This is a genomic window from Streptomyces sp. RG80, assembly GCF_040446465.1.
In the GTDB taxonomy this organism is placed as follows: domain Bacteria; phylum Actinomycetota; class Actinomycetes; order Streptomycetales; family Streptomycetaceae; genus Streptomyces.
The window spans coordinates 480,831-500,295 of sequence record NZ_JBEAAJ010000005.1 but is presented as its reverse complement, the minus strand read 5'-3'; the positions used below and the strand labels follow the sequence as shown (position 1 = coordinate 500,295).

At 72.5% G+C, this 19,465-nt stretch carries 23 protein-coding genes; 12 read left to right on the top strand and 11 right to left on the bottom strand.

The features are described 5' to 3' along the window. Window positions 1–24 precede the first annotated feature (24 nt). Window positions 25–2,103 carry a SpoIIE family protein phosphatase gene (locus tag ABKA17_RS20005; RefSeq protein ID WP_353693461.1) on the bottom strand — a complete coding sequence of 693 codons (2,079 nt, stop codon included), beginning with the start codon at window positions 2,101–2,103 and terminating at the stop codon, window positions 25–27. A 294-nt stretch (window positions 2,104–2,397) separates the two neighbouring features. Between ABKA17_RS20005 and ABKA17_RS20000 the strand changes: the two genes are divergently transcribed. Further along, complete coding sequence (locus ABKA17_RS20000; RefSeq protein WP_353693460.1) at window positions 2,398–2,760, top strand: hypothetical protein; 363 nt, start codon at window positions 2,398–2,400, stop codon at window positions 2,758–2,760. On the opposite strand, the gene ABKA17_RS19995 is transcribed toward ABKA17_RS20000, so the two are convergent. Together ABKA17_RS19995 and ABKA17_RS19990 are read right to left on the bottom strand one after the other, a co-directional pair. Further along, the gene (locus tag ABKA17_RS19995) at window positions 2,721–3,893 is read right to left on the bottom strand and encodes a M20 family metallopeptidase (RefSeq protein WP_353693459.1); all 1,173 of its coding nucleotides are present in this window, start codon (window positions 3,891–3,893) and stop codon (window positions 2,721–2,723) included. The genes ABKA17_RS20000 and ABKA17_RS19995 overlap by 40 nt on opposite strands. Window positions 3,894–3,911: 18 nt before the next feature. Continuing rightward, a complete protein-coding gene (locus ABKA17_RS19990; protein ID WP_353693458.1) occupies window positions 3,912–4,679 on the bottom strand; it encodes an SDR family oxidoreductase in 768 nt (255 codons plus the stop codon). Between the two features lie 128 nt (window positions 4,680–4,807). Here ABKA17_RS19990 and ABKA17_RS19985 point away from each other — a divergent pair, with 128 nt between their 5' ends. From ABKA17_RS19985 to ABKA17_RS19965, 5 genes are all read left to right on the top strand, one after another. Then, the gene (locus ABKA17_RS19985; RefSeq protein ID WP_353693457.1) at window positions 4,808–5,680 is read left to right on the top strand and encodes a helix-turn-helix domain-containing protein; all 873 of its coding nucleotides are present in this window, start codon (window positions 4,808–4,810) and stop codon (window positions 5,678–5,680) included. Further along, window positions 5,677–5,859, top strand: a complete 183-nt coding sequence (locus tag ABKA17_RS19980; RefSeq protein ID WP_353693456.1) for an SDR family NAD(P)-dependent oxidoreductase — start codon at window positions 5,677–5,679, stop codon at window positions 5,857–5,859. Before ABKA17_RS19985 ends, ABKA17_RS19980 begins: the two co-directional genes overlap by 4 nt. 51 nt (window positions 5,860–5,910) lie before the next feature. Then, window positions 5,911–6,171 carry a Rossmann-fold NAD(P)-binding domain-containing protein gene (locus ABKA17_RS19975; RefSeq protein ID WP_353693455.1) on the top strand — a complete coding sequence of 87 codons (261 nt, stop codon included), beginning with the start codon at window positions 5,911–5,913 and terminating at the stop codon, window positions 6,169–6,171. A 129-nt stretch (window positions 6,172–6,300) separates the two neighbouring features. Continuing rightward, window positions 6,301–8,316 (top strand): oxidoreductase, encoded by a 2,016-nt coding sequence (locus ABKA17_RS19970; protein WP_353693454.1) that lies wholly within the window; start codon window positions 6,301–6,303, stop codon window positions 8,314–8,316. A 32-nt stretch (window positions 8,317–8,348) separates the two neighbouring features. Beyond that, window positions 8,349–8,897, top strand: a complete 549-nt coding sequence (locus ABKA17_RS19965; RefSeq protein WP_353693453.1) for a PadR family transcriptional regulator — start codon at window positions 8,349–8,351, stop codon at window positions 8,895–8,897. A gap of 6 nt (window positions 8,898–8,903) precedes the next feature. Here the strand turns inward: ABKA17_RS19965 and ABKA17_RS19960 are convergent, their stop codons facing one another. Together ABKA17_RS19960 and ABKA17_RS19955 are read right to left on the bottom strand one after the other, a co-directional pair. After that, window positions 8,904–9,431, bottom strand: coding sequence for a hypothetical protein (locus ABKA17_RS19960; protein WP_353693452.1), 528 nt, complete (start codon window positions 9,429–9,431; stop codon window positions 8,904–8,906). 178 nt (window positions 9,432–9,609) lie between these two features. After that, window positions 9,610–10,575 carry a fibronectin type III domain-containing protein gene (locus ABKA17_RS19955; protein WP_353693451.1) on the bottom strand — a complete coding sequence of 322 codons (966 nt, stop codon included), beginning with the start codon at window positions 10,573–10,575 and terminating at the stop codon, window positions 9,610–9,612. 380 nt (window positions 10,576–10,955) lie between these two features. On the opposite strand from ABKA17_RS19955, the gene ABKA17_RS19950 reads away from it, so the two are divergent. Continuing rightward, complete coding sequence (locus tag ABKA17_RS19950; RefSeq protein WP_353693450.1) at window positions 10,956–11,651, top strand: glycoside hydrolase family 75 protein; 696 nt, start codon at window positions 10,956–10,958, stop codon at window positions 11,649–11,651. Between the two features lie 243 nt (window positions 11,652–11,894). Here ABKA17_RS19950 and ABKA17_RS19945 read toward each other — a convergent pair whose 3' ends face one another. The 5 genes from ABKA17_RS19945 to ABKA17_RS19925 form a co-directional block, all read right to left on the bottom strand. Next, the gene (locus ABKA17_RS19945) at window positions 11,895–12,305 is read right to left on the bottom strand and encodes a PTS-dependent dihydroxyacetone kinase phosphotransferase subunit DhaM (RefSeq protein ID WP_353693449.1); all 411 of its coding nucleotides are present in this window, start codon (window positions 12,303–12,305) and stop codon (window positions 11,895–11,897) included. After that, a complete protein-coding gene (gene dhaL, locus ABKA17_RS19940; protein ID WP_353693448.1) occupies window positions 12,298–12,897 on the bottom strand; it encodes a dihydroxyacetone kinase subunit DhaL in 600 nt (199 codons plus the stop codon). The genes ABKA17_RS19945 and dhaL overlap by 8 nt, the downstream gene beginning before the upstream one ends. A gap of 47 nt (window positions 12,898–12,944) precedes the next feature. Next, entirely contained in the window at window positions 12,945–13,937 is a 993-nt protein-coding gene (dhaK, locus tag ABKA17_RS19935; protein ID WP_353693447.1) for a dihydroxyacetone kinase subunit DhaK, read from the bottom strand. A 228-nt stretch (window positions 13,938–14,165) separates the two neighbouring features. Continuing rightward, a complete protein-coding gene (locus tag ABKA17_RS19930) occupies window positions 14,166–14,516 on the bottom strand; it encodes a DUF8129 domain-containing protein (RefSeq protein WP_353693446.1) in 351 nt (116 codons plus the stop codon). Between the two features lie 50 nt (window positions 14,517–14,566). After that, window positions 14,567–14,932 (bottom strand): DUF6479 family protein, encoded by a 366-nt coding sequence (locus tag ABKA17_RS19925; RefSeq protein WP_353693445.1) that lies wholly within the window; start codon window positions 14,930–14,932, stop codon window positions 14,567–14,569. A gap of 106 nt (window positions 14,933–15,038) precedes the next feature. Here ABKA17_RS19925 and ABKA17_RS19920 point away from each other — a divergent pair, with 106 nt between their 5' ends. Continuing rightward, window positions 15,039–15,410 carry a four-helix bundle copper-binding protein gene (locus ABKA17_RS19920; RefSeq protein WP_353693444.1) on the top strand — a complete coding sequence of 124 codons (372 nt, stop codon included), beginning with the start codon at window positions 15,039–15,041 and terminating at the stop codon, window positions 15,408–15,410. Between the two features lie 21 nt (window positions 15,411–15,431). On the opposite strand, the gene ABKA17_RS19915 is transcribed toward ABKA17_RS19920, so the two are convergent. Next, window positions 15,432–15,998 (bottom strand): histidine phosphatase family protein, encoded by a 567-nt coding sequence (locus ABKA17_RS19915; RefSeq protein WP_353693443.1) that lies wholly within the window; start codon window positions 15,996–15,998, stop codon window positions 15,432–15,434. Window positions 15,999–16,285: 287 nt separating this feature from the next. On the opposite strand from ABKA17_RS19915, the gene ABKA17_RS19910 reads away from it, so the two are divergent. The 4 genes from ABKA17_RS19910 to ABKA17_RS19895 all read left to right on the top strand — a co-directional run bounded on the left by ABKA17_RS19910 (window position 16,286) and on the right by ABKA17_RS19895 (window position 19,451). Beyond that, on the top strand, window positions 16,286–16,507 hold the full coding sequence (locus ABKA17_RS19910; RefSeq protein WP_353693442.1) for a CbtB domain-containing protein: 222 nt from the start codon (window positions 16,286–16,288) through the stop codon (window positions 16,505–16,507). A 25-nt stretch (window positions 16,508–16,532) separates the two neighbouring features. Further along, window positions 16,533–17,294: a CbtA family protein gene (locus tag ABKA17_RS19905; RefSeq protein WP_353693441.1), complete on the top strand. Its 762-nt coding sequence runs from the start codon at window positions 16,533–16,535 to the stop codon at window positions 17,292–17,294. A 126-nt stretch (window positions 17,295–17,420) separates the two neighbouring features. Next, entirely contained in the window at window positions 17,421–18,599 is a 1,179-nt protein-coding gene (locus ABKA17_RS19900) for an acyl-CoA dehydrogenase family protein (protein WP_353693440.1), read from the top strand. Window positions 18,600–18,608: 9 nt separating this feature from the next. Beyond that, entirely contained in the window at window positions 18,609–19,451 is an 843-nt protein-coding gene (locus ABKA17_RS19895; RefSeq protein WP_353693439.1) for an oxygenase MpaB family protein, read from the top strand. The last annotated feature ends 14 nt before the right edge of the window (window positions 19,452–19,465 follow it).

The window sequence follows — 19,465 nt, the reverse complement described above, 5'->3', positions numbered from 1 at the left end:
TTGGCTCCGTTTGATCCGTGAAGGTCAACTCGGCTGCTGCGCACGCGCGATGAGCAGCGCCACGTCGTCGGAGTTGTCCGGCTGGTGCAGGGTGCGCACCAGGAGGTCGCACAACTCCTCCAGAGGCCGGTCGGGGCCGTCGAGGAGGTCCAGGAGCGCGTCCAGGCGTTCGTCGAGGGGATGTTGGCGGGTCTCGACGAGGCCGTCCGTGTAGAACACCAGGCGGTCCCCGGGCTCCAGGTCGACGGTCGTGGTCGAGAAGGCGACACCGCCCACGCCCAGGGGAGCCCCGGTGGGCAGGTCGAGGAGCTCCGGCTTGCGTCCCGCGCGCAGGCGGACGGGCGGCAGATGACCGGCGTTGGCGATCCGGCACTGGCGCAGATGCGGATCGTGGACGGCGTAGACGCAGGTGGCGATCGAGTGTTCGAGGTCCTGCGTGATCCGGTCGAGGTGCTCCAGGAGACGGGCCGGTTCGAGGTCCAGGGAGGCGAGGGTGTTGGTCGCGGTGCGGAGCCGGCCCATGGTCGCGGCGGCGTTGATGCCGCTGCCCATCACATCGCCGACCACCAGCGCGGTCTTGCAGCCGTCCAGGGGGATCACGTCGAACCAGTCGCCCCCGACCTCGGCCGTGGCCCCGGCCGGCTGGTAGCGGGAGGCGACCTCCAGACCGCCGGTCACCGGCGGGTGGCTCGGCAGCAGGCTGCGCTGGAGGGTCAGGGCGGTGTCGCGGGCGTTCTGGTACCAGCGGGCGTTGTCGATCTGCACGGCCGCGCGGGCCGCCAGCTCCCTGGCCAGCAGCAGATCGTCCTCGCTGAACGGCAGCGGATTGCGGGTGCGCTTGAGATCGAGGGCGCCGAGCACCTCGCCGCGCGCGATGAGCGGGACGGCGAGATACGAGTGGACGCCCGCCCGGGCCAGCAGCCCCGCCGCCTCGGGGGAGCGGGCGATGCGCGGCAGATCCGCCTCCTCGACCTCGGCCACCATCACCGGCCGGCCCGTGCGTACGCACTCGGTGACCAGGCGGTCGGCGCCGTACCGGGCGACCTGTCCGGGCTGGTCGGCGGCGTCGAGCGCCGCCGAGGCGTGGTCCGCGCGGACGGCGAGGGCCCGGATCACGGCCGGCTCGGTGGGACCGAGGCTGCTGCGCCGGCCGTCCACCACCGCCTCCAGCAGATCCACGGCGGCGATGTCGGCGAGCTCCGGTACGGCCACGTCGGCCAGTTCGCGGGCCGTGCGGTCCAGCTCCAGAGTGGTGCCGATACGGGCGGAGGCGTCCGCGATGACGGCGAGCCGGCGCCGGGCCGCCTCCGCCTCGACGGCCGCCCGGTGCTGCTCGGTGATGTCCACGACCGACGCGGCCACGCCCAGCACCGTGCCGACCGCGTCCTCCAGCCGGTAGAGCGAGACCGACCAGGCGTGCTCGTCCTCCGGATCGGCCGGGGTGCGGCCCATGGTGCGCTGGTCGACGAGCGGCCGGCCGGTCTCCAGGACGCCGCGGGCCGCGGCCTCGACGGCGTCCACGTCGATGTCCGGCAGGACCTCGCGCATCGTCCGGCCGATGTGCTCCTCGGCGGGGACGCCGTTGAGCCGTTCGAGTGTCGGGTTGACCGTCACGTAGCGCATGTCGGTGTCCAGGACGGCGAGCCCGATGGGGGACTGGGAGATCATCCGCGTCGACAGCGCCACGTCCCGCTCCAGGCTGCGCACGGTGGACTGGTCGGCCGCGAGCCCCAGGGCGTAGACGTCCCCCCGGTCGTCGAGGAGCCGCATGTTGCGGAACTCCACCAGACGGGTGCCCCCGTCCTTGCGCCGGATCGGGAAGGCGCCGGCCCAGCCCTCACCCGTGGCCATGACGTCGGCGAACAGCTTGACGACCAGGTCGAGGTACTGCTCGTGGACCATGATCCGGGCGGCGAACTGCCCCAGCGCCTCCTGCGCCGTGTAGCCGAACAGCTCCTCCGCCTGGGGGCTCCACAGCACGATGCGGCCCTCGGCGTCCAGGACCACCGAGGCCACGCCCAGCACGTCGAGCAGCCCGGTGGGCCGCACCGCTCCGCGCACCGGCCCGTCGCCCTCGGCGACCGGAGACCCGGTTGCACTCATCGCACGCACCGCCTTCGACCGTCCACACGGCACGTCGTCCCCCGTGCCGACTCCCCTGTTCTACCGCGCCCAACCGTCCCGGGAGCGCCCCCGGCGCCCTCTTCCACCATCCCTCAACACGCCCGAACGCGTGCGGCGACGGTAGCAGCACGGTCTCCGGCCCTGACCGGCCTGTGGACGACCCCGCGGCCCCACGGGCTGGTCCCGTTTGGACTGTGGTGCTTTTCTGGGGATGTGGCGCGGTTCGCGGGGAACCCGCCCTGCCGCGCCACCGCCACGAGAGGAGCCATCGTGATGGACCGATCGCATGAGGAGTCCGTCTCCATCGAGATCAGCGGATGCAACAAGGAGGACGCCCGGATCGTGTTCGACACGCTGTGCACATGCTTCGAGTCGGACCGGGGCGCCGACGAGGTGCCGCAGCAGCTGCACGAGACACGGCCGATGGTGTGGCTCGGCACGTTCGAGGTCACCGACGCGCACGCGTGCCCGGCGCCCGCGCGGTTGTCGTCCTCGGTGGAGGCCGACGCGCAGGGCGGCTACTGGGCGATCGAACGGTTGCGCACGACCTTGGACTCGCTGTTCACGGTACGTGACCTCTCGTCGATGTCCGGCGATCAGGAGCGCGAGCTGCACGTACGCCTCGAGAGCCGCTGACCGAGCAGATCCAGTACGGCACGCCGGTACACGGCGTGGACCACGGGCAGGTCCGCCAGGCGGGCCCGCTCGTCCGTGCCGTGCAGGCCCTCGTACCGCACGCCGAAGCCGGCCGTCGCCGGGATGCCCTCGGCCGCGAGCAGATTGCCGATGTTCGACGGGCCCGCCGTCTTCGCCCGGACCGTCAGGCCCTCGCGGCCGGCCGCGTCCAGGAGCGCGGCGGCGGGCTGCTCGTCCTCGGCCAGCCGGAAGGGCGGCCACGACGCCACCGGTGAGACGACGGTCGGCCGGGGGACCGGCACGCGCGCGTCCAGCTCGGCCGCCGCCGCGCGCACCAGAGCTTCCGCGGCCCCGGCGCCGAATCCGGGAGTGGTGCGGACGTCCACCCCCACCTCGCACAGGTCGGGCACCACCGAGAAGCCCTCACCGCCATGCACCGAGGTCACCGTCAGCTTGGGCGGCAACGGGAACTCCGCGTCGGCGCCCGGGAGTTCGGCCTCCTCCAGCAGCCCCACGAGCCGCGCCGCACGGGACACGGCACCGGGTGTCGTACGCCTCGACCCCGAGTGGCCGGCGGCGGCGTGCACCGCGACGGTGGCCCGCCAGAACCCCCGGCCGCCGACCACCACCTCGTCCAGCCCGGGATAGCCGATCATCATCCCCGCCGGGCGCACCGCCGCCGGATCTGCCAGATAGGCGCGGGCGCCCCCGAAGCCTCCCGTGTGCTCGTCCACGTCCAGCAGTACGGCCAGGCCGCCGGGGAAGGAGCGGCCCAGCAGCTCCGCCGCGATACCGCAGAACATCGCCGCCGCGAGCTTGGAGTCGGCCGCGCCCCTGCCCCGCAGCCAACCGTCCACCACGTCACCCTGGTCCGGCGGGAACGACCAGGCGGCCTCGTCCCCGTACGGGGCGGTGTCCACGCAGGCGTTCAGCGCCCACCAGGGGCCGGACAGCCCGCCCGCGACCTCCACCAGCAGCCCGACCACGGTGCCGTCGTCGTAGAGGCGTCGATGCGGCAACGCGCGCGTGGTCAGCCAGTCCTCCAGGACGCTCAGGACGGGGCCGTAGTCGTCGATCCCTCCCCGGCTCGGGCGGCGGATCAGCTGCTGGGCCAGGCGCACGACGGAGTCCACCCGAGGACGATACGGCGATCAGCCCTGCCGCACCGGCACCACCACCATCTCGGCGACATTGACGTGGAGCGGCGCGCAGACGGCGAAGGCGACGGCTTCGGCGATGTCCTCGGCGGCCAGCGGATCGAGGCCGGTGCGCATCCGGTCCAGGGTCTCGCGCATACCGGCGTCCAGCATGTCCGCGCCCAACTCGGTGGTGGTGACGCCCGGTTCGATGTTCTTCACCCGGACCCCGCGCGGCCCGAGCTCGGCGCGCAGATTGCGGGTCAGATGGGCGACGGCCGCCTTGGTGGCGCAGTAGACGGACCAGTCGGGGAACAGCAGATGCCCGCCGACCGAGCCGACATGGACCAGGTCCGCGGGGCGGCCCCGCGCGGCCGTGGCGAGGAGGCCGTCGGTGAAGGCCCGCGAGGTGTGCAGCAGACCGCGCAGGTTCACGTCGATCATCCGGTCCCACTCCGCGGTTTCGGCCCGCTCGAAGGGGGCGCCGAGCATGGCGCCGGCGTTGGCGACGACCAGGTCGACGGTGCCGAGCGCTCCGGTGACGGCGGTGGCCGCCTCGGTGACGGCCCCGGCGTCGGTGAGGTCCACGGTGACGGGCAGGACCGCTCCCGTGCCGGTACGGCGCAGTTCGTCGGCCAGCGTCTTGAGCCGGTCCTCGCGGCGCCCCAGCAGGGCGACGCTCGCGCCGCCGGCGGCCAGGCGCCGAGCGGTGGCCGCGCCGATCCCGCTGGTGGCGCCGGTGACGACAGCGGTCCGGTCGATGAGGTTCTGGGTGTGTGTCATGCCGTCCACCGTGGGACAGGCCCGGATCCGGGACCAGGCCGCGCCGCCCCGGGGAGAGCGGATCGTAGGAGTACCGCGCCCACCTTGGGCACGCCCCTCGCGCCCCGGCCGGACGTACGGTCGATGCCATGGACAGCGACAACCGGCTCGGCCGGTTTCTGCGGGCTCGCCGCGCTCTCGTACAGCCCGAGGACGCGGGACTGCCGGCCGGCACCCGGCGCCGGGTGGCGGGACTGCGCCGGGAAGAGGTCGCGCTGCTGGCCGGGGTCAGCATCGACTACTACGTCCGCCTGGAGCAGGGCCGGGAGCGCAACCCCTCGGCCCAGGTCGTCGACGCGCTGGCCCGCGCCCTGAACCTGGCGGACGACGCGGTCGAGCACCTGCACCGCCTGGCACGCCCCGTCGGCCCCCGCCCCGCCGGCCGTACGCGTCCGGGGCGGCCGGAGCGGGTCAGCCCCGCCCTGCTGCGGATGATGGCGGGCTGGCACACCACCCCGGCGGTGGTCCTGGGCCGCTGTCTGACCGTGCTGGCCGACAACGCCCTGGGCCGGGCGCTGTTCGCCGGCCACACCCACAGCGGGGATCTGCTGCGACTGGTCTTCCTCGACCCCGACGCCCGGGAGTTCTACCCGGACTGGGACCGCGTGGCGGTCAACACCGTGGCCGGGCTGCGCGCCGACGCGGGAACCGACGTCGACGATCCGCGGCTGATCGCCACGGTCGGTGAACTCGCGCTCAGGAGCGAGGAGTTCCGCAGGCTGTGGGCCCGCCACGACATCCGCCGGAAGACGCATGAGACCAAACGCTTCCGGCATCCACTGGTCGGCGAACTGACCCTGGACTACGAGTCGTTGACCGTCAACAGCGCCCCCGGGCAGCAACTGGTCGTCTACCAGGCCGAGTCCGGCAGCCCCTCCGAAGAGGCGCTCGCCCTGCTCGGCAGCCTCACCGCGGCCGAGCCTCTCCCCGATCACACTTCGAGCAAGGACACCCACACGTGAACGACGGCACACCGGTCTGGTTCATCACCGGCTGCTCCACCGGCCTGGGCCGCGCCCTCGCCGCCACCGCCGTCGAACGCGGCCACCGCGTGGCGGCCACCGCCCGAGACCCGCACACCCTCGCCGAAGCCGTCAAGCGAGCGGAAGCGTGCGCGCCCGCCGGTCCGGCCATGTCGTGAACCTCTCCTCCCTCGGCCACGCGACCAAGTTCGCGGTGGAGGGCCTGTCCGGTGTCCCTCGCCGCCGAGGTCGCTCCGCTGGGCATCGGCGTGACGATCGTCGAGCCCGCCGCCTTCCGCACCAACTGGTCGGGGCCGTCCATGCGGCAGTCCGCCACAGTGATCGACGCCGTCGAGTCCGCTGAGCCGCCGCTGCGCCTGCTGCTGGGCAGGGCGGCGTACGACATCGCCACCGAGCGGCTCGACAGCCTCAGGGCCGGCTTCGACGCCTGCAAGGAGGTCACACTCGGCGCGGACTACCCGGCGGCCTGAGGCGGGCTGGGTCCCTTTCGTCCACCGGACGTGGCTCGGATCACTCCCCGTCGGTTGTGCAACTAGTTGCATAAACCGTCCGCGGTCCTCTACAACAAGAGGGCAGACACCGCCGCCACGGAGGCCCCGATGAGCCGTTACCCCCACCTGCTGAGCCCGCTTGACCTGGGCTTCACCACGCTGCCCAACCGGGTCCTCATGGGCTCCATGCACGTGGGCCTGGAGGAGGCCGAGCGCGGCTTCGAGCGGATGGCGGCGTTCTACGCGGCCCGCGCGCGCGGCGGAGTGGGCCTGATCGTCACCGGCGGTATCGCGCCCAACGACGCCGGCCGGCCGTACGAGGGCGGCTCGAAGCTCACCACCGACGCTGAGGCCGAGCAGCACCGGGTCGTCACCGAGGCCGTGCATCGCGAGGGCGGCCGGATCGCGATGCAGATCCTGCACTTCGGCCGGTACGCCTACCACCAGGACCTCGTCGCGCCGAGCCCGATCCAGGCGCCGATCAGCCCCTTCGTGCCCCGCGAGCTCACGGACGCCGAGGTCGAGCAGACCATCGACGACTACGCCCGTGCCGCCCGCCTCGCCCGGCAGGCCGGCTACGACGGCGTGGAGATCATGGGCTCCGAGGGCTACCTCATCAACGAGTTCATCGCCCGGCAGACCAACCACCGCACCGACCGCTGGGGCGGCTCGTACGAGAACCGGATGCGGTTCCCGCTCGAGATCGTGAGGCGGGTGCGTGAGGCCGTCGGCGAGGACTTCATCATCGTCTACCGGCTGTCGATGCTGGACCTGGTCCCCGGCGGCTCCACCCACGACGAGGTCGTCACCCTCGCCAAGGCCGTCGAGGCGGCCGGCGCGACCATCATCAACACCGGCATCGGCTGGCACGAGGCCCGGATCCCCACCATCGCCACCTCGGTGCCGCGCGGCGCCTACGCCTGGGTCACCAAGAAGCTCATGGGCGAGGTGGGCATCCCGCTCGTCACCACCAACCGCATCAACACCCCCGAGCTGGCCGAGGAGTTGCTCGCCGACGGGTACGCGGACATGGTCTCCATGGCCCGCCCGATGCTCGCCGACCCCGACTTCGTCATCAAGGCCGAGGCCGGCAAGCCCGAGGCGATCAACACCTGCATCGGCTGCAACCAGGCCTGCCTCGACCACACCTTCAACCTCCAGATCACCTCCTGCCTGGTCAACCCGCGCGCCTGCCACGAGACCGAGCTGGTGCTGTCGCCGACCCGGCTGAGGAAGCGCGTCGCGGTCGTGGGCGCGGGCCCGGCGGGCATGGCCTGCGCGGTCTCGGCGGCCGAACGCGGCCACGACGTCGTCCTCTTCGACGCCGCGGGCGAGATCGGCGGCCAGCTCAACGTGGCCCGCCAGGTCCCCGGCAAGCAGGAGTTCGACGAGACGCTGCGCTACTTCCGCCACCAGCTCGACTGGCACGGCGTGGACGTACGGCTCAACACCTGGGTCGCCGCCACGGACCTCATCGGCTACGACGAGGTCGTCGTCGCCACCGGCGTCACCCCGCGCACCCCCGACATCCCCGGCGTCGACCATCCCAGCGTGGTCGGCTACCTCGACGTCCTGCGCGACAAGGTGCCCGTCGGCGAGCGGGTCGCCGTGCTCGGCGCGGGCGGCATCGGCTTCGACGTCGCGGAGTTCCTCACGGACGGCGGCGACAAGGCGCACGAGGACCCGGCGACGTACTTCCGCCTCTGGGGCGTCGACATGGACCACACGGGACCCGGCGGCCTCGCCGCCCCCGAGCGGCCCGCCCCGCCGCGCAGCGTGCACCTGCTCCAGCGCAAGACCGGCAAGGTCGGCGCAGGCCTCGGCAAGACCACCGGCTGGATCCACCGCACCGAGCTCAAGCACCGCGGCGTCACCATGGTCCCGGGCGTGCGCTACGACCGGATCGACGACGCCGGACTGCATGTCACGGTCGGCGAGGAGAGCACGGTCCTGGAGGTCGACACGATCGTCCTGTGCACCGGCCAGGAACCGCGCCGGGACCTGTACGAGGAGCTGGTCGCCGCCGGTGCGAGCGCCCACCTGATCGGTGGCGCCGACGTGGCCGCCGAACTGGACGCCAAGCGGGCCATCAAGCAGGGCACCGAGGTCGCGGCCGGCCTCTAGGGGCCGCCCAACGGCGTCCTTAGGATGACTCCATGTCACTGCCGCACGCGATCCTCACCGCCCTGGTGGAAAAGCCGTCCTCGGGGCTGGAGCTGACCCGGCGTTTCGACAGGTCGATCGGCTACTTCTGGTCGGCGACACACCAGCAGATCTATCGCGAGCTGGGAAAACTCGAGGCGGAGGGCCATATCCGGGCCCTCACCCCGGACCAGCCGACCCGGGGGCAGAAGAAGCGGTACGAGGTACTGCCGGCGGGCCGGGACGAACTGGCCCGCTGGACCGCCGCGTCCCAGGACCCCAAGCCGCACCGCGACCCCCTGTTGCTGCGGATGCGTGCGGCCGCCGTGGTCGGGACCGAGGGGATCGAGGCCGATCTGCGCCGCCACCTCGAACTGCACCGGCGGCAGCTGGCGGAGTACGAGGAGATCGAGAAGCGCGACTTCCCGCCGGGCAAGGACAGCCCGCAGGACCGGCTACAGCATCTGGTCCTGCGGGCGGGCCTCGATCTGGAGACCTTCTGGACGCAGTGGCTCACCCACGCGCTGGCGGAGTTCGCCGAACTCCCCGAGCAACGGCCCTAGAGGGCCCTAGAGGCGGTACGGCTTCGCGCGACGGCGCAGGAACCAGGCCGCCGCGATGCCGCCGATGCCGACCAGGGCGGCGCCGGCGCCGAGGGTGAGGGCGCCGTAACTCTTGATGCCGCCGCCCAGCCCGCCCATGACACCCCGCGACGGGGAGGCCGTGGCGGAGATCGTGGGGGTCGATGCGGTCGAGACGATGACCGACTGGGTGCCCGCGGTCATGTTGTTCGAGCACATGACGATGACCGTGTAAGTGCCGGGGCTGACGCTCGACCAGGCGGCCGACTGGAGGGCACTGGTCCCCGACAGCGCCACCTGGCGGCCCTGCGCGAAGTTCGCCTGGCTGCTGTTGAGGAGCGAGGCGGTGCCCCAGTTGCCGCCGGCGTCCTGGGTGCACGCGCTGGTCGTGACGGACACCGTGGATCCGGTGGTGCTCACGGAGATCCCCGAGGCCGCGGCCGCCGGTGCCGCGGCCAGCGCGGCGGCCGCGACCGCGGTCAGGCCGGAGCGGAGGAGAAGCTGAGTAGTACGCAATGGACTGCCCTCCGGGGCACGGTTGGCGGTACATCCCTTGCGCCGCCGAGGTCGGGGAAGGCCCGTGCGCCTCAGGGGCAGCCAACGTCCTCCCGGCCCGTCGCGCATGCGGACCGCCCCCGGGCAGGTGACGGATTCCATCGTCCGGCTCAGGGAAGGCCCTCCTCGCCGCCGCTCCTCAGGGCCGCGAGCCGCCCGTCGTCACCGTCCGCTCCGGTGAGAATCCGCCCCACGTCCCGTCGGGCAGCCTGGCCCGGATCCGCACCCGGTACGTGACCCCGGCGTCGCGGCCCACATAGAAGCCGTAGGTCGCCCGGTCGCTCGGCGCGCTCCCGCCGAACACCAGCGACGTGGCCGGACGGCCGTCCAGGTGGACCTGGTACTCGGTGACCGTCCCGTCCGCGCGCGGTGGCACCCAGGACAGGTCGAGGTAGTACGCCCCGTCGTCGCCGAGGCGGGTCGATGCCCGGAAACGGGTGGGCGCGGTGCCGGTGCCCGCGTCGGCGCCCGGCGCGGTGGTGAGGCGGACCGTACCGCTCGCCGGGGAGACGTTGTCGGCCGCGTCGCGAGCCCGCACGGTGAAGGAGTAGCGGGTGCCCGGCCGCAGCCCCGTCACCACGGCCGCCGTCTGGCTCCCGCCCACACTGTGGATCTTCGTCGTGCCCTGATGGATGTCGTACGAGATCACGCCCCGGTCGTCCGAGGACGCGGACCACGACAGCTGTACGGCCCGGCCGCCGATCACCTTGCCGCGCGCGGCCCCGGGTGCCGTCGGGGGCGCTCCGTCCGCCGCGCCGGCCGCCGGAGTCCTCGCGCGGACCTCACCGCTGCTCGGGCCGAGCCGCCCGTCGGTGTCCCGGGCCCGCACGGTGAAGACATACATGGTGGACGGCCTGAGCCTGGTGACGTCCACCATGTGCTGCGAACCCGGTACCTCCTTCACCTTCGTGGTGCCGCGATATACCTCGTAGACCTCGACACCCTGGCCGGTCGCGTTCCACATGACATGCACGCTGGTCGCGCTCCCGGCCGCGGCGGTGACACCCACGGGGGCCGCGGGGAGCCGCCCCTCCGCCCCGTCGCCGCCCCAGCCGCAGGAGGCGACCAGAGTGATCGCTCCGCAGAGCGCGAGGAAACGGCGCACGGTACGGCCCCCCGGGACGGTATTGGTCCGGACCAATATGGCGCCGGGTGGGGGAGCGAGGCAAGAGGGCCGTCGTTGGTGAGCGGACGGAACGGTTACGTATGCTGAAGCTCCTCGCGGCCGAACTCACCTTGAGGGATCGGGAGTTCGTGCCGTTGGCGCGGACCGCTGTCGTCGCTGTTCCCGCGCCGGACGCGGGTGGCCGGGCAGCCGGAGCCGACGCAGGCTCAGGTGCCCGGCCCCTGTCGGCAGTTCGGGACCGCCGGTGACCCGGCAAGGGGCGTGCACCGTCCGGCCCCCTACCGGTGGCCGCATCTCCGAAACGGCATCAGATTTGACTGAGTGCCCGTCACATGTCCCCCAGGAGAGGGTCCCTCATCGTGCGTGTCCGGTCGCTCACCCTGGCCGCGGCAGGAGCCGCCCTGCTCGCCCCGACGTCGACGCCGCCCCCCGTCGATCCCCAGGCCCAGGAGTCGGTGGTGCGCCACGAGGGCGATGTCCGAGCCGCCGACCTGCTGGCCAAGGTGCGTGACTGCACCCCCGTCTCCCGCGGCCGCTACCGCAGCGACGACGGCAGACCCGCGACCGTCCGGGTCTGCGGCACCCGGGACGCCGTGTTCTGGAAGGCGGACATGGACATCGACTGCGACGGCCGCCCCAGCCGTCGCTGCAACCGCCGCACCGACCCGCTCTTCACCGGCGCCACCGCCTACCAGCAGTCCGACGGCCGCCACCTGGACGCCGCCCGCCTGCCGTTCATCGTGGTGCCCACCCCGAGCCGGATCTGGGACTACCGCGCGAGCGGCGTCCGCGGCGGCTCGGTCGCGGCCGTCATCTACCGGGGCCGGGTGCAGTACGCGGTGGTCGGGGACGTGGGCCCGCGCGACATCATCGGCGAGGCGTCCTACGCCAGCGCCCGCGCGCTCGGCATCCGGCCCGACCCTCGCGGCGGCGGCACGGCCTCCGGAGTCACCTACATCGTCTTCAAGGACTCCCAGGTGAAACCCATCGAGGACCACGACGCCGCCGTCGCCACGGGGGAGCGCCTGGCACGACTGTTCGTCCGCGACCGCTGAGCCCCGGCGGCGGCCGACCGCGCACACGCCGCGGAGCGGACCGGGGCGTGTGCGGACGACCTGCGGCCGCCGTCCAGGCCGCGATGTTCAACGCGGCCCTGCGATCGCCGGTGGAGCACTACGCCTGGCGCACCGCGGACGCGGAGACCGACCGGCGAGGGCCGAGGCGGAGGGGCTCGCACGAGATCCGGCGCGGGCCTTTCGGAACTCGGCCGGTCGCATGCCTCGCGGTGCTCGTCGGGCTCAGGTCTTGCGGTAGGTGTATGCCTCCGCGGCTGCCGCCTCCACCGATGCGAGGTCGGCGCCGGTTGCCGCTGTGACGACCGCCGCGACCGCGCCCTCGACGAACGGGGCGTCCACCAGGCGGGTGCGGTCGGGGAGTTCGTCGCCCTCCGCCAGCAACGCCTTCACGGTCAGGACGGCACTGCCCAGGTCCGTGAGGACGGCGACCCCGGCACCGCGGTCCACCGAGGCGGCCGCCGCGGAGATCAGCTCGGAGCTGGTGCCGAGCCCGCCGTCCACGGTGCCGCCCGCCGGGGCGACAGGGACGTCCACGCCGCCGCCCGCCAACCCCTTCGCCAGCTCGGCGACCGACGCCGCCACCGCCGCGCTGTGCGAGACCAGCACGATCCCGACCAGCCTGTCGTCACTCACCGTCCGCCTCCACGAGCGCCGCGACCAGCAGCGAGGCCGAGGTGGCCCCGGGGTCCTGGTGACCGATGCTCCGCTCGCCGAGATAGCTCGCCCGGCCCTTGCGCGCCTGCAAGGGAGTGGTCGCCAGCGCACCCTCCTCGGCGGCGGCCCGAGCCGCGGCGAAACCGTCGCCGAGCGCGTCCACGGCCGGCACCAGAGCGTCGATCATGGTCTTGTCGCCGGGCGCGGCACCCCCCAGCGCCATCACCGCGTCCACCCCGGCACGGAAGGCCTCGGCGAACCGACCCTCGCTGACCTCCGCGTCCTCCCCGAGCGCCTTGCCGGTACGCCGCAGCAGCGTGCCGTACAGCGGCCCCGACGCCCCGCCGACCGTGGAGATGAGCCGGCGTCCGGCGAGCGTGAGCACCGCGCCCGGCGTCCCCGGGGCCTCCTTCTCCAGCTCCGCCGCGACCGCCCGGAACCCGCGTTGCAGATTGCTGCCGTGGTCGGCGTCGCCGATGGGCGAGTCGAGGGCGGTGAGCCGGTCCGCCTCACGTTCGACGGACGCGGCGGTCGCCGTCATCCAACGGCGGAAGAAGTCGGCGTCGAGCACTGGATCTCCTTGCGTGGTAGGTACGTTGACTGCCCGTTGCCGCCGTCTCACATGCCCCAGCGCAGCCCCGCCGTCCGCACCGGCGCGTCCCACAGTCGCAGCAGCTCCTCGTCGATCTGACACAGGGTGACCGAGGCGCCCGCCATGTCGAGGGAGGTGACGTAGTTGCCGACGAGTGTGCGGGCCACGGCCACACCGCGGGCGGTGAGCACCCGCTGCACCTCGGCGTTGAACCCGTACAGCTCAAGGAGCGGGGTCGCGCCCATGCCGTTGACCAGGACCAGGACCGGGTTGCGCGGGTTCATGTCCTCCAGGATCGCGTTCACCGAGAAGTCGGCGATCTCGCCCGAGGTCATCATCGACCGCCGCTCCCGGCCCGGTTCGCCGTGGATGCCGATCCCCAGCTCCAGCTCCCCGCCGGGCAGGTCGAAGGTGGGGCTGCCCTTGGCGTACGTGGTGCAGGCGCTGAGCGCGACGCCGAAGCTGCGGGAGTTCTCGTTGACCTGACGGGCGATCGACTCGACGCGCTCCAGCGGCTGTCCCTCGTCCGCGGCGGCACCGGCGATCTTCTCCACGAACAGCGTGGCGCCCGTGCCGCGCCGCCCGGCCGTGTAGAGGCTGTCGGTGACCGCCACGTCGTCGTTGACGAGCACCTTGGCGACCTGGATGCCCTCGTCCTCGGCGAGTTCGGCCGCCATGTCGAAGTTGAGCACGTCACCGGTGTAGTTCTTCACGATGAACAGCACGCCGGCCCCGCTGTCCACGGCGGCCGCCGCCCGCACCATCTGGTCCGGGACCGGGGACGTGAACACCTCGCCGGGGCACGCCGCCGACAGCATGCCGGGACCCACGAACCCGCCGTGCAGCGGCTCGTGCCCCGAACCGCCACCGGAGACCAGAGCGACCTTCCCGGCGACGGGCGCGTCCCGCCGTACGATCACCCGGTTCTCCACGTCGACGGTGAGCTCGGGATGAGCGGCCGCCAGACCGCGCAGCGCGTCCGCGACGACGGTCTCGGGGACGTTGATGAGCATCCTCATGGGTACCTCCTGGTGACACTGACAGGTGGGCCGATGGCTTGCGTCTCAGCTGGTCAGTATCGACCTTGAGGAGGCGAAGGTCACGTGCACGGTCGGCTCACGGTGTGCCAGGAGGCGTGGCGGCGCGTCTCGCCGCGCGGGACGCGGGGTGGGGATGATGGTCGGGGTCGTGTCACCGGTCCCGGACACCCTCGGCGTCCAGGACCGGCGGATCGCCGCTCCGGGCGACTACGTGCGGTCACCCTTCGGCTTGCCTCGCTGGTCGGGCGTGCCGTGCGGGGGCGGGCTGAACGGCTGGGGCGAGGTCACCGGCGTCACCGGGGAGCCCGTCTGCTCCTGCCGCTGCTCGGGGCGCAGGGCCTGCGGATCGCCGGAGGTCGGCTCGGCGCCCGCCTCCAGCTGCTCCAGACGGGCCGTCAGGACCTCGGTCACCGGGAGCCGGTCGGCGTGCGTCCGCTCGTAGGCGAGCAGGTTCTCCACGTCCTCCGCGCTCAGCGACCGTACGCGGCTCTCCAGGCCGCCGAGGGGCAGGTGGTCGTAGTCGGGCAGGGGCAGGGTGCTGCGGCCGGAGTCGGCCATGGATCTCACTTCCTCGGGGGCGTAGGTTCTTCCCTCTGCGCGCCGGCCGGTCAGCGGCCGCCCGGCCCACCGCTGCCGAAGGAACCGCTGCCGCCCTCGCTCCAGCGTGGCCGGTCCTTGTCCGGACCGGTCCGGGTGGAGGAATTGCCGAACGCGGGCGACTCGTGCGGGGTCATCCGGTGATCGCTGTGGGGCACCTCGTCCGGTTCCCGGTTCTCCACGACCTCACGGACCGGGCCGCCCTCCGGCAGCCGCGGCTGTTCCTCGGGACGCGGCGGGGGCAGCTCGCGGCGCCGTACCCGGGCGCCCATCCAGAAGGCGCCCAGCAGCAGCCCCACGACCACGACACCCGCGACGATCAGTCCGACGCCGAGGGCGCCACGGCCCGCGGCCAGATCCATCCATGCGGTAGTCATGGCACGCGAGTACCCCTGGCGCCCCGTGTGAACCAAAGCGGAGAAACCGGCCGTAACCCTTGGGAACACCGGGTTTGGCGGTCCACCCCGCGGCTACTCGCGCAGTGTGACGACGACAACCGAGCAGGAGCTCTTCCGGTTCCTGGAGGACCGCTTCGCATGCGCGCAGGCGTGTACCGAGTGCGCCCGGGCGTGCGCACTGCGCGCGAGCCTCGTGGACCCGGACGGGACCGAGAAACTGGAACTCGTACGACGTAAAGGCATCATGTGCGCGGAGGTCTGCGACGCGACCTGCCGACTGCTGTCCGAGCAGAACCGTCTGGACGAGAACGGCATCCGCGTCCAGCTCGAGTGGTGCCGGACCGTGTGTCTGGAGTGCGCGCACGCCTTCGACAACCACCCCGGTGGTGAGGAGGGCGCGAAGGCCTGCCGGACCTGCGCGCAGGCCTGCACGGACTTCATGGCGACGCTGAAGTGACGTCGGCCGCGGCTTCGGACGTCAGCCGAGCGGGCTGCCCAGGCGCACGTTCCAGCGCCCCGCCCTGCCGCTGAGCTCGACCGCCGTCAGCGGCGCGACGTCCGTGCGCCAGAACGCCGACTCCGGTGCGCCGAGCGCCCGTACGACGGCCGCGCGCACGATCTCGGGCTCGGCCACGACGAGGGTGCGCCCCGGCTCCCCGGCCATCGAGTCCAGCCACGCCCCGACCCGGTCGCACACCGCGCGCACCGACTCGCCGCCGTGCGGCGCGGCGTCGGGATCCGTCAGCCAACGTGCCAGCGACTCCGGCTCGCCGGCGCCCACCTCGGCCAGCGTCGAGCCGCGCCAGCGTCCCGCGTCCAGCGCCGCCAGGGGTACGGCGTCCGCGGCGTCGAGTCCGAGCGCGGCGGCCGTCTCGCGGCAGCGCACGGTGGGGGAGGCGAGGGCGCGTTCCGCCGCCGGGAGCGAACCCGCGGCGGCCCGGGCGAGGCGCAGGCCGGACGCGTCCAGAGAGCAGCCCTCGTCGAACCTGGCCTCCCGCAGCGCCTCGGTGACCGCCGGTGAGATCAACATCACTCGGCTCGTCATACGACCGTTCCCCCGCTCAACGTCCCCTCCAAGATCGGTACTTGACGGACCGAACCGCCTGCCGGGAGCGCCCGGGGCGCTCCCGCGCGCTCTTGGCCGCACCTCCTCCACGCGGTACCTTCTCGTCGATATCGACGACGGTTCGGTGGAAGCCGGTGGGATTCCGGCACGGTCGCGCCACTGTATGCCGGGAACGCCCTTCGGGTGCGGGCCGGGTGAGTCAGACCCGCCCCGTCGTCCTGTGCACCACTGACACGGGACGCGAGTTCCCCCAGGAGGTACCTGCCATGGCGCAGTCCGTCGCCCAGCCGACCACCAGCCCCACCGCCGTACCCGCGAAACTGCCGATCGGCGCCATCGCCCCCTGGGCGGTCTTCTTCGGTGTGGTGATGCTGGTCCTGCTCTACTTCGTCGGCGCCGAACAGGGCGCGACCTCCCTCGTCTCCGGTGAGGGCGTCCACGAGTGGGTGCACGACGCCCGCCACCTGCTCGGCTTCCCCTGCCACTGACAGCGACGAGGAAGCACTCGAGCGCATGAACTCCGCAACTGTCAGAAACCTGCTGGTCCGTGGCATGCTCGCGGGCCTCGCCGCCGGGCTGGCCGCCCTGGTCGTGGCGTACTTCCTCGGTGAACCGCGCGTCGACCAGGCGATCGCCTTCGAGGAGGCGCACGCCCACGAGCACGGCGGCGAGGAACTCGTCAGCCGCACCCTCCAGTCCACCGCCGGTCTGTCCACCGGCGTTCTCGTGTACGGGGTCGCCTTCGGCGGTATCGCGGCCCTCGCCTACTGCTTCGCGCTCGGCCGTATCGGTCGCTTCGGACCGCGCGCGAGCGCGCTGCTCCTGGCGGCCACCGGACTGGTCGCCGTCTACGTCGTCCCGTTCCTGAAGTACCCGGCCAACCCGCCGGCCGTGGGCGACCCCGACACCCTGAACCAGCGCACCGCGCTGTTCTTCCTGATGATCGTGCTCAGCGTGCTCCTCACGGTCGGCGCGGTCATCCTGGGCAAACGCCTCGCGCCGCGCCTCGGCAACTGGAACGCCACTCTCGCGGCGGGCGCGTCCTTCGTCCTCGCCGTCGGTCTGGCGTACGCCTTCCTGCCGTCGTTCAACGAGGTGCCGGAGCACTTCCCGGCCGCCCTGCTGTGGCAGTACCGGCTCGCCGCGCTCGCCGTCCAGGTGACCCTGTGGACCTCTTTCGGGCTGGTCTTCGGGCTGCTGGCGGAGCGGCTGCTGACCCCGAAGACGGCCGCGGAGACGACCGGCACCGCGCGGCCGACTCCGGTCGCTCACTGATCGACGTGCCATGAACAGGGCCCCGGTACGCCGGGGCCCTTTCACGTGCTCCCGCCATTCCCTATTTCTGGAACACGTTCTACCGTGTGCGCCGTCAGGGACCTCGCCCGGGAGCCTGGAGGCGCCGTGCATCTCGAATACACGCCCGAGCAGCAGCGGCTGCGCACCGAACTGCGCGCCTACTTCGCCGAGCTGGTGCCCGAGGACTCGCTCGCCCGGCACGGCGACCGGAGGGAGCAGAAGCGCTTCTACCGCGAGATCATCCAGCGGCTGGGCGCCGACCGCTGGCTCGGCGTCGGCTGGCCGACGGAGTACGGCGGGCGCGGCCTGACCGCCATCGAGCAGTTCATCTTCTTCGACGAGGCCGCCCAGGCCGGCGTACCGCTGCCCCTGATGGCGCTGAACACCGTCGGCCCGACGATCATGCAGTACGGCACGGACGAGCAGAAGGCGTACTTCCTGCCGAAGATCCTCTCCGGCGAGATCGACTTCGCGATCGGCTACAGCGAGCCCGACGCGGGCACCGACCTGGCCTCCCTGAAGACACGCGCGGTGCGCGACGGCGACGAGTACGTCGTCAACGGGCAGAAGATCTGGACGACCAACGGCGACACCGCCGACTGGGTCTGGCTCGCCACCCGCACCGACCCGGGCGCCCCGCCCCACAAGGGCATCACCATGCTGCTGGTGCCGACCACCGCCCCCGGCTACTCCTGCACCGTCATCAACACCCTCGCCGGCCACGACACCACCGCCAGCTACTACGAGGACATCCGCGTCCCGGTCACCCGGCGCGTCGGCGCCGAGAACCAGGGCTGGCGGCTGATCACCAACCAGCTCAACCACGAACGCGTCACCCTCGCCGCCCACGGCACCATGGCGATCCGCGCCCTGCACGACGTCCAGCGCTGGGCGACGGAGACCAAACTCGCCGACGGCCGCCGCGTCGTCGACCTGCCGTGGGTACGCCGCAACCTCGCCCGGACCCACACCCGCCTGGAGGCCCTCAAGCTCCTCAACTGGCAGATGGTCAGCGCCGTCCAGGACGGCACCCTCACCCCGCAGGACGCCTCCGCGGTCAAGGTCTACGGCTCCGAGGCCCGCCGCGACGCCTACGCCTGGCTGATGGAGATCGTCGCCGCGGCCGGTGCCCTCAAGGAGGGCTCCGCGGGCACCGTCCTGCACGGCGAACTGGAACGCGGCTACCGCTCCGCCGTCATCTTCACCTTCGGCGGCGGCAACAACGAGATCCAGCGGGAGATCATCTCGTGGATCGGTCTGGGGATGCCGCGGGTACGGCGTTAACCTGCGTCCATGGCGGATCCCGGGCTCTTCACACCCAAGTCGGTCACCTGGCAGATGCACGGCGACCCCATGATGTGGGTCGCCGGCGTCCGCGCGCTCTACTTCCAGGCCCTGCACCCCCGTGCGGTGCGCGGGGTCATGCAGAACTCCGACTTCCGCAAGGACGCCTGGGGCCGGCTCATGCGCACCGCGAACTTCGTCGGCACCATCTCCTACGGCACCACCGAGGCGGCCGAGAAGGCGGGCGCCCGGGTCCGGAAGATCCACACCATGCTGTCGGCCGTCGACCCGGACACGGGGGAGCGGTACGGCGTCGACGAACCCGAACTGCTGCTGTGGGTGCACTGCGCCGAGATCGACTCCTATCTGCACGTCGCGCGGCGCTCAGGATTCCGCCTCACCGACGCCCAGGCCGACCGCTACATAGCCGAACACCGGGTCAGCGCCCGCCTGGTGGGGCTCGACCCGGACGCCGTACCCGCCGACCAGGCCGAGATGGCCGCCTACTTCGAGAAGGTGCGCCCCGAACTCGCCGTCGGACCCGAGGCGCGCGCGGTGGACGACTTCCTGCTCAGGCCGCCCACGCACCCCCTCCTCGTTCCGGCGCGCGAGGTGCTGTGGCGGCGCGTGGCACAACTGGCGTACGCCGCTCTGCCGCCGTACGCCCACGAGCTGTACGGCAGACCGGCCCCGAAACCCACCACCGTCACCCGCCAGTTGCGTGCCACGGGCACCCTCTTGCGCTGTGTTCCCGCACGTCTTCGCTGGCAACTCCCGCCCAAACACATTCTCCGGGCCATGTCACGGCTCGGCCCCGGCTCGCGCCCGGCCCCGTACAAAGTGGGTAGATAGCTCGCCATACTGGA

What these genes read in the sequence shown, in the direction of transcription:
- ABKA17_RS20005 (WP_353693461.1), bottom strand. Translation starts at nt 2,103, where the DNA reads ATGAGTGCAACCGGGTCTCCGGTCGCCGAGGGCGACGGGCCGGTGCGC.
- ABKA17_RS20000 (WP_353693460.1), top strand. Translation starts at nt 2,398, where the DNA reads ATGGACCGATCGCATGAGGAGTCCGTCTCCATCGAGATCAGCGGATGC.
- ABKA17_RS19990 (WP_353693458.1), bottom strand. Translation starts at nt 4,679, where the DNA reads ATGACACACACCCAGAACCTCATCGACCGGACCGCTGTCGTCACCGGC.
- ABKA17_RS19985 (WP_353693457.1), top strand. Translation starts at nt 4,808, where the DNA reads ATGGACAGCGACAACCGGCTCGGCCGGTTTCTGCGGGCTCGCCGCGCT.
- ABKA17_RS19970 (WP_353693454.1), top strand. Translation starts at nt 6,301, where the DNA reads ATGAGCCGTTACCCCCACCTGCTGAGCCCGCTTGACCTGGGCTTCACC.
- ABKA17_RS19965 (WP_353693453.1), top strand. Translation starts at nt 8,349, where the DNA reads ATGTCACTGCCGCACGCGATCCTCACCGCCCTGGTGGAAAAGCCGTCC.
- dhaK (WP_353693447.1), bottom strand. Translation starts at nt 13,937, where the DNA reads ATGAGGATGCTCATCAACGTCCCCGAGACCGTCGTCGCGGACGCGCTG.
- ABKA17_RS19930 (WP_353693446.1), bottom strand. Translation starts at nt 14,516, where the DNA reads ATGGCCGACTCCGGCCGCAGCACCCTGCCCCTGCCCGACTACGACCAC.
- ABKA17_RS19925 (WP_353693445.1), bottom strand. Translation starts at nt 14,932, where the DNA reads ATGACTACCGCATGGATGGATCTGGCCGCGGGCCGTGGCGCCCTCGGC.
- ABKA17_RS19915 (WP_353693443.1), bottom strand. Translation starts at nt 15,998, where the DNA reads ATGACGAGCCGAGTGATGTTGATCTCACCGGCGGTCACCGAGGCGCTG.
- ABKA17_RS19910 (WP_353693442.1), top strand. Translation starts at nt 16,286, where the DNA reads ATGGCGCAGTCCGTCGCCCAGCCGACCACCAGCCCCACCGCCGTACCC.
- ABKA17_RS19905 (WP_353693441.1), top strand. Translation starts at nt 16,533, where the DNA reads ATGAACTCCGCAACTGTCAGAAACCTGCTGGTCCGTGGCATGCTCGCG.
- ABKA17_RS19895 (WP_353693439.1), top strand. Translation starts at nt 18,609, where the DNA reads ATGGCGGATCCCGGGCTCTTCACACCCAAGTCGGTCACCTGGCAGATG.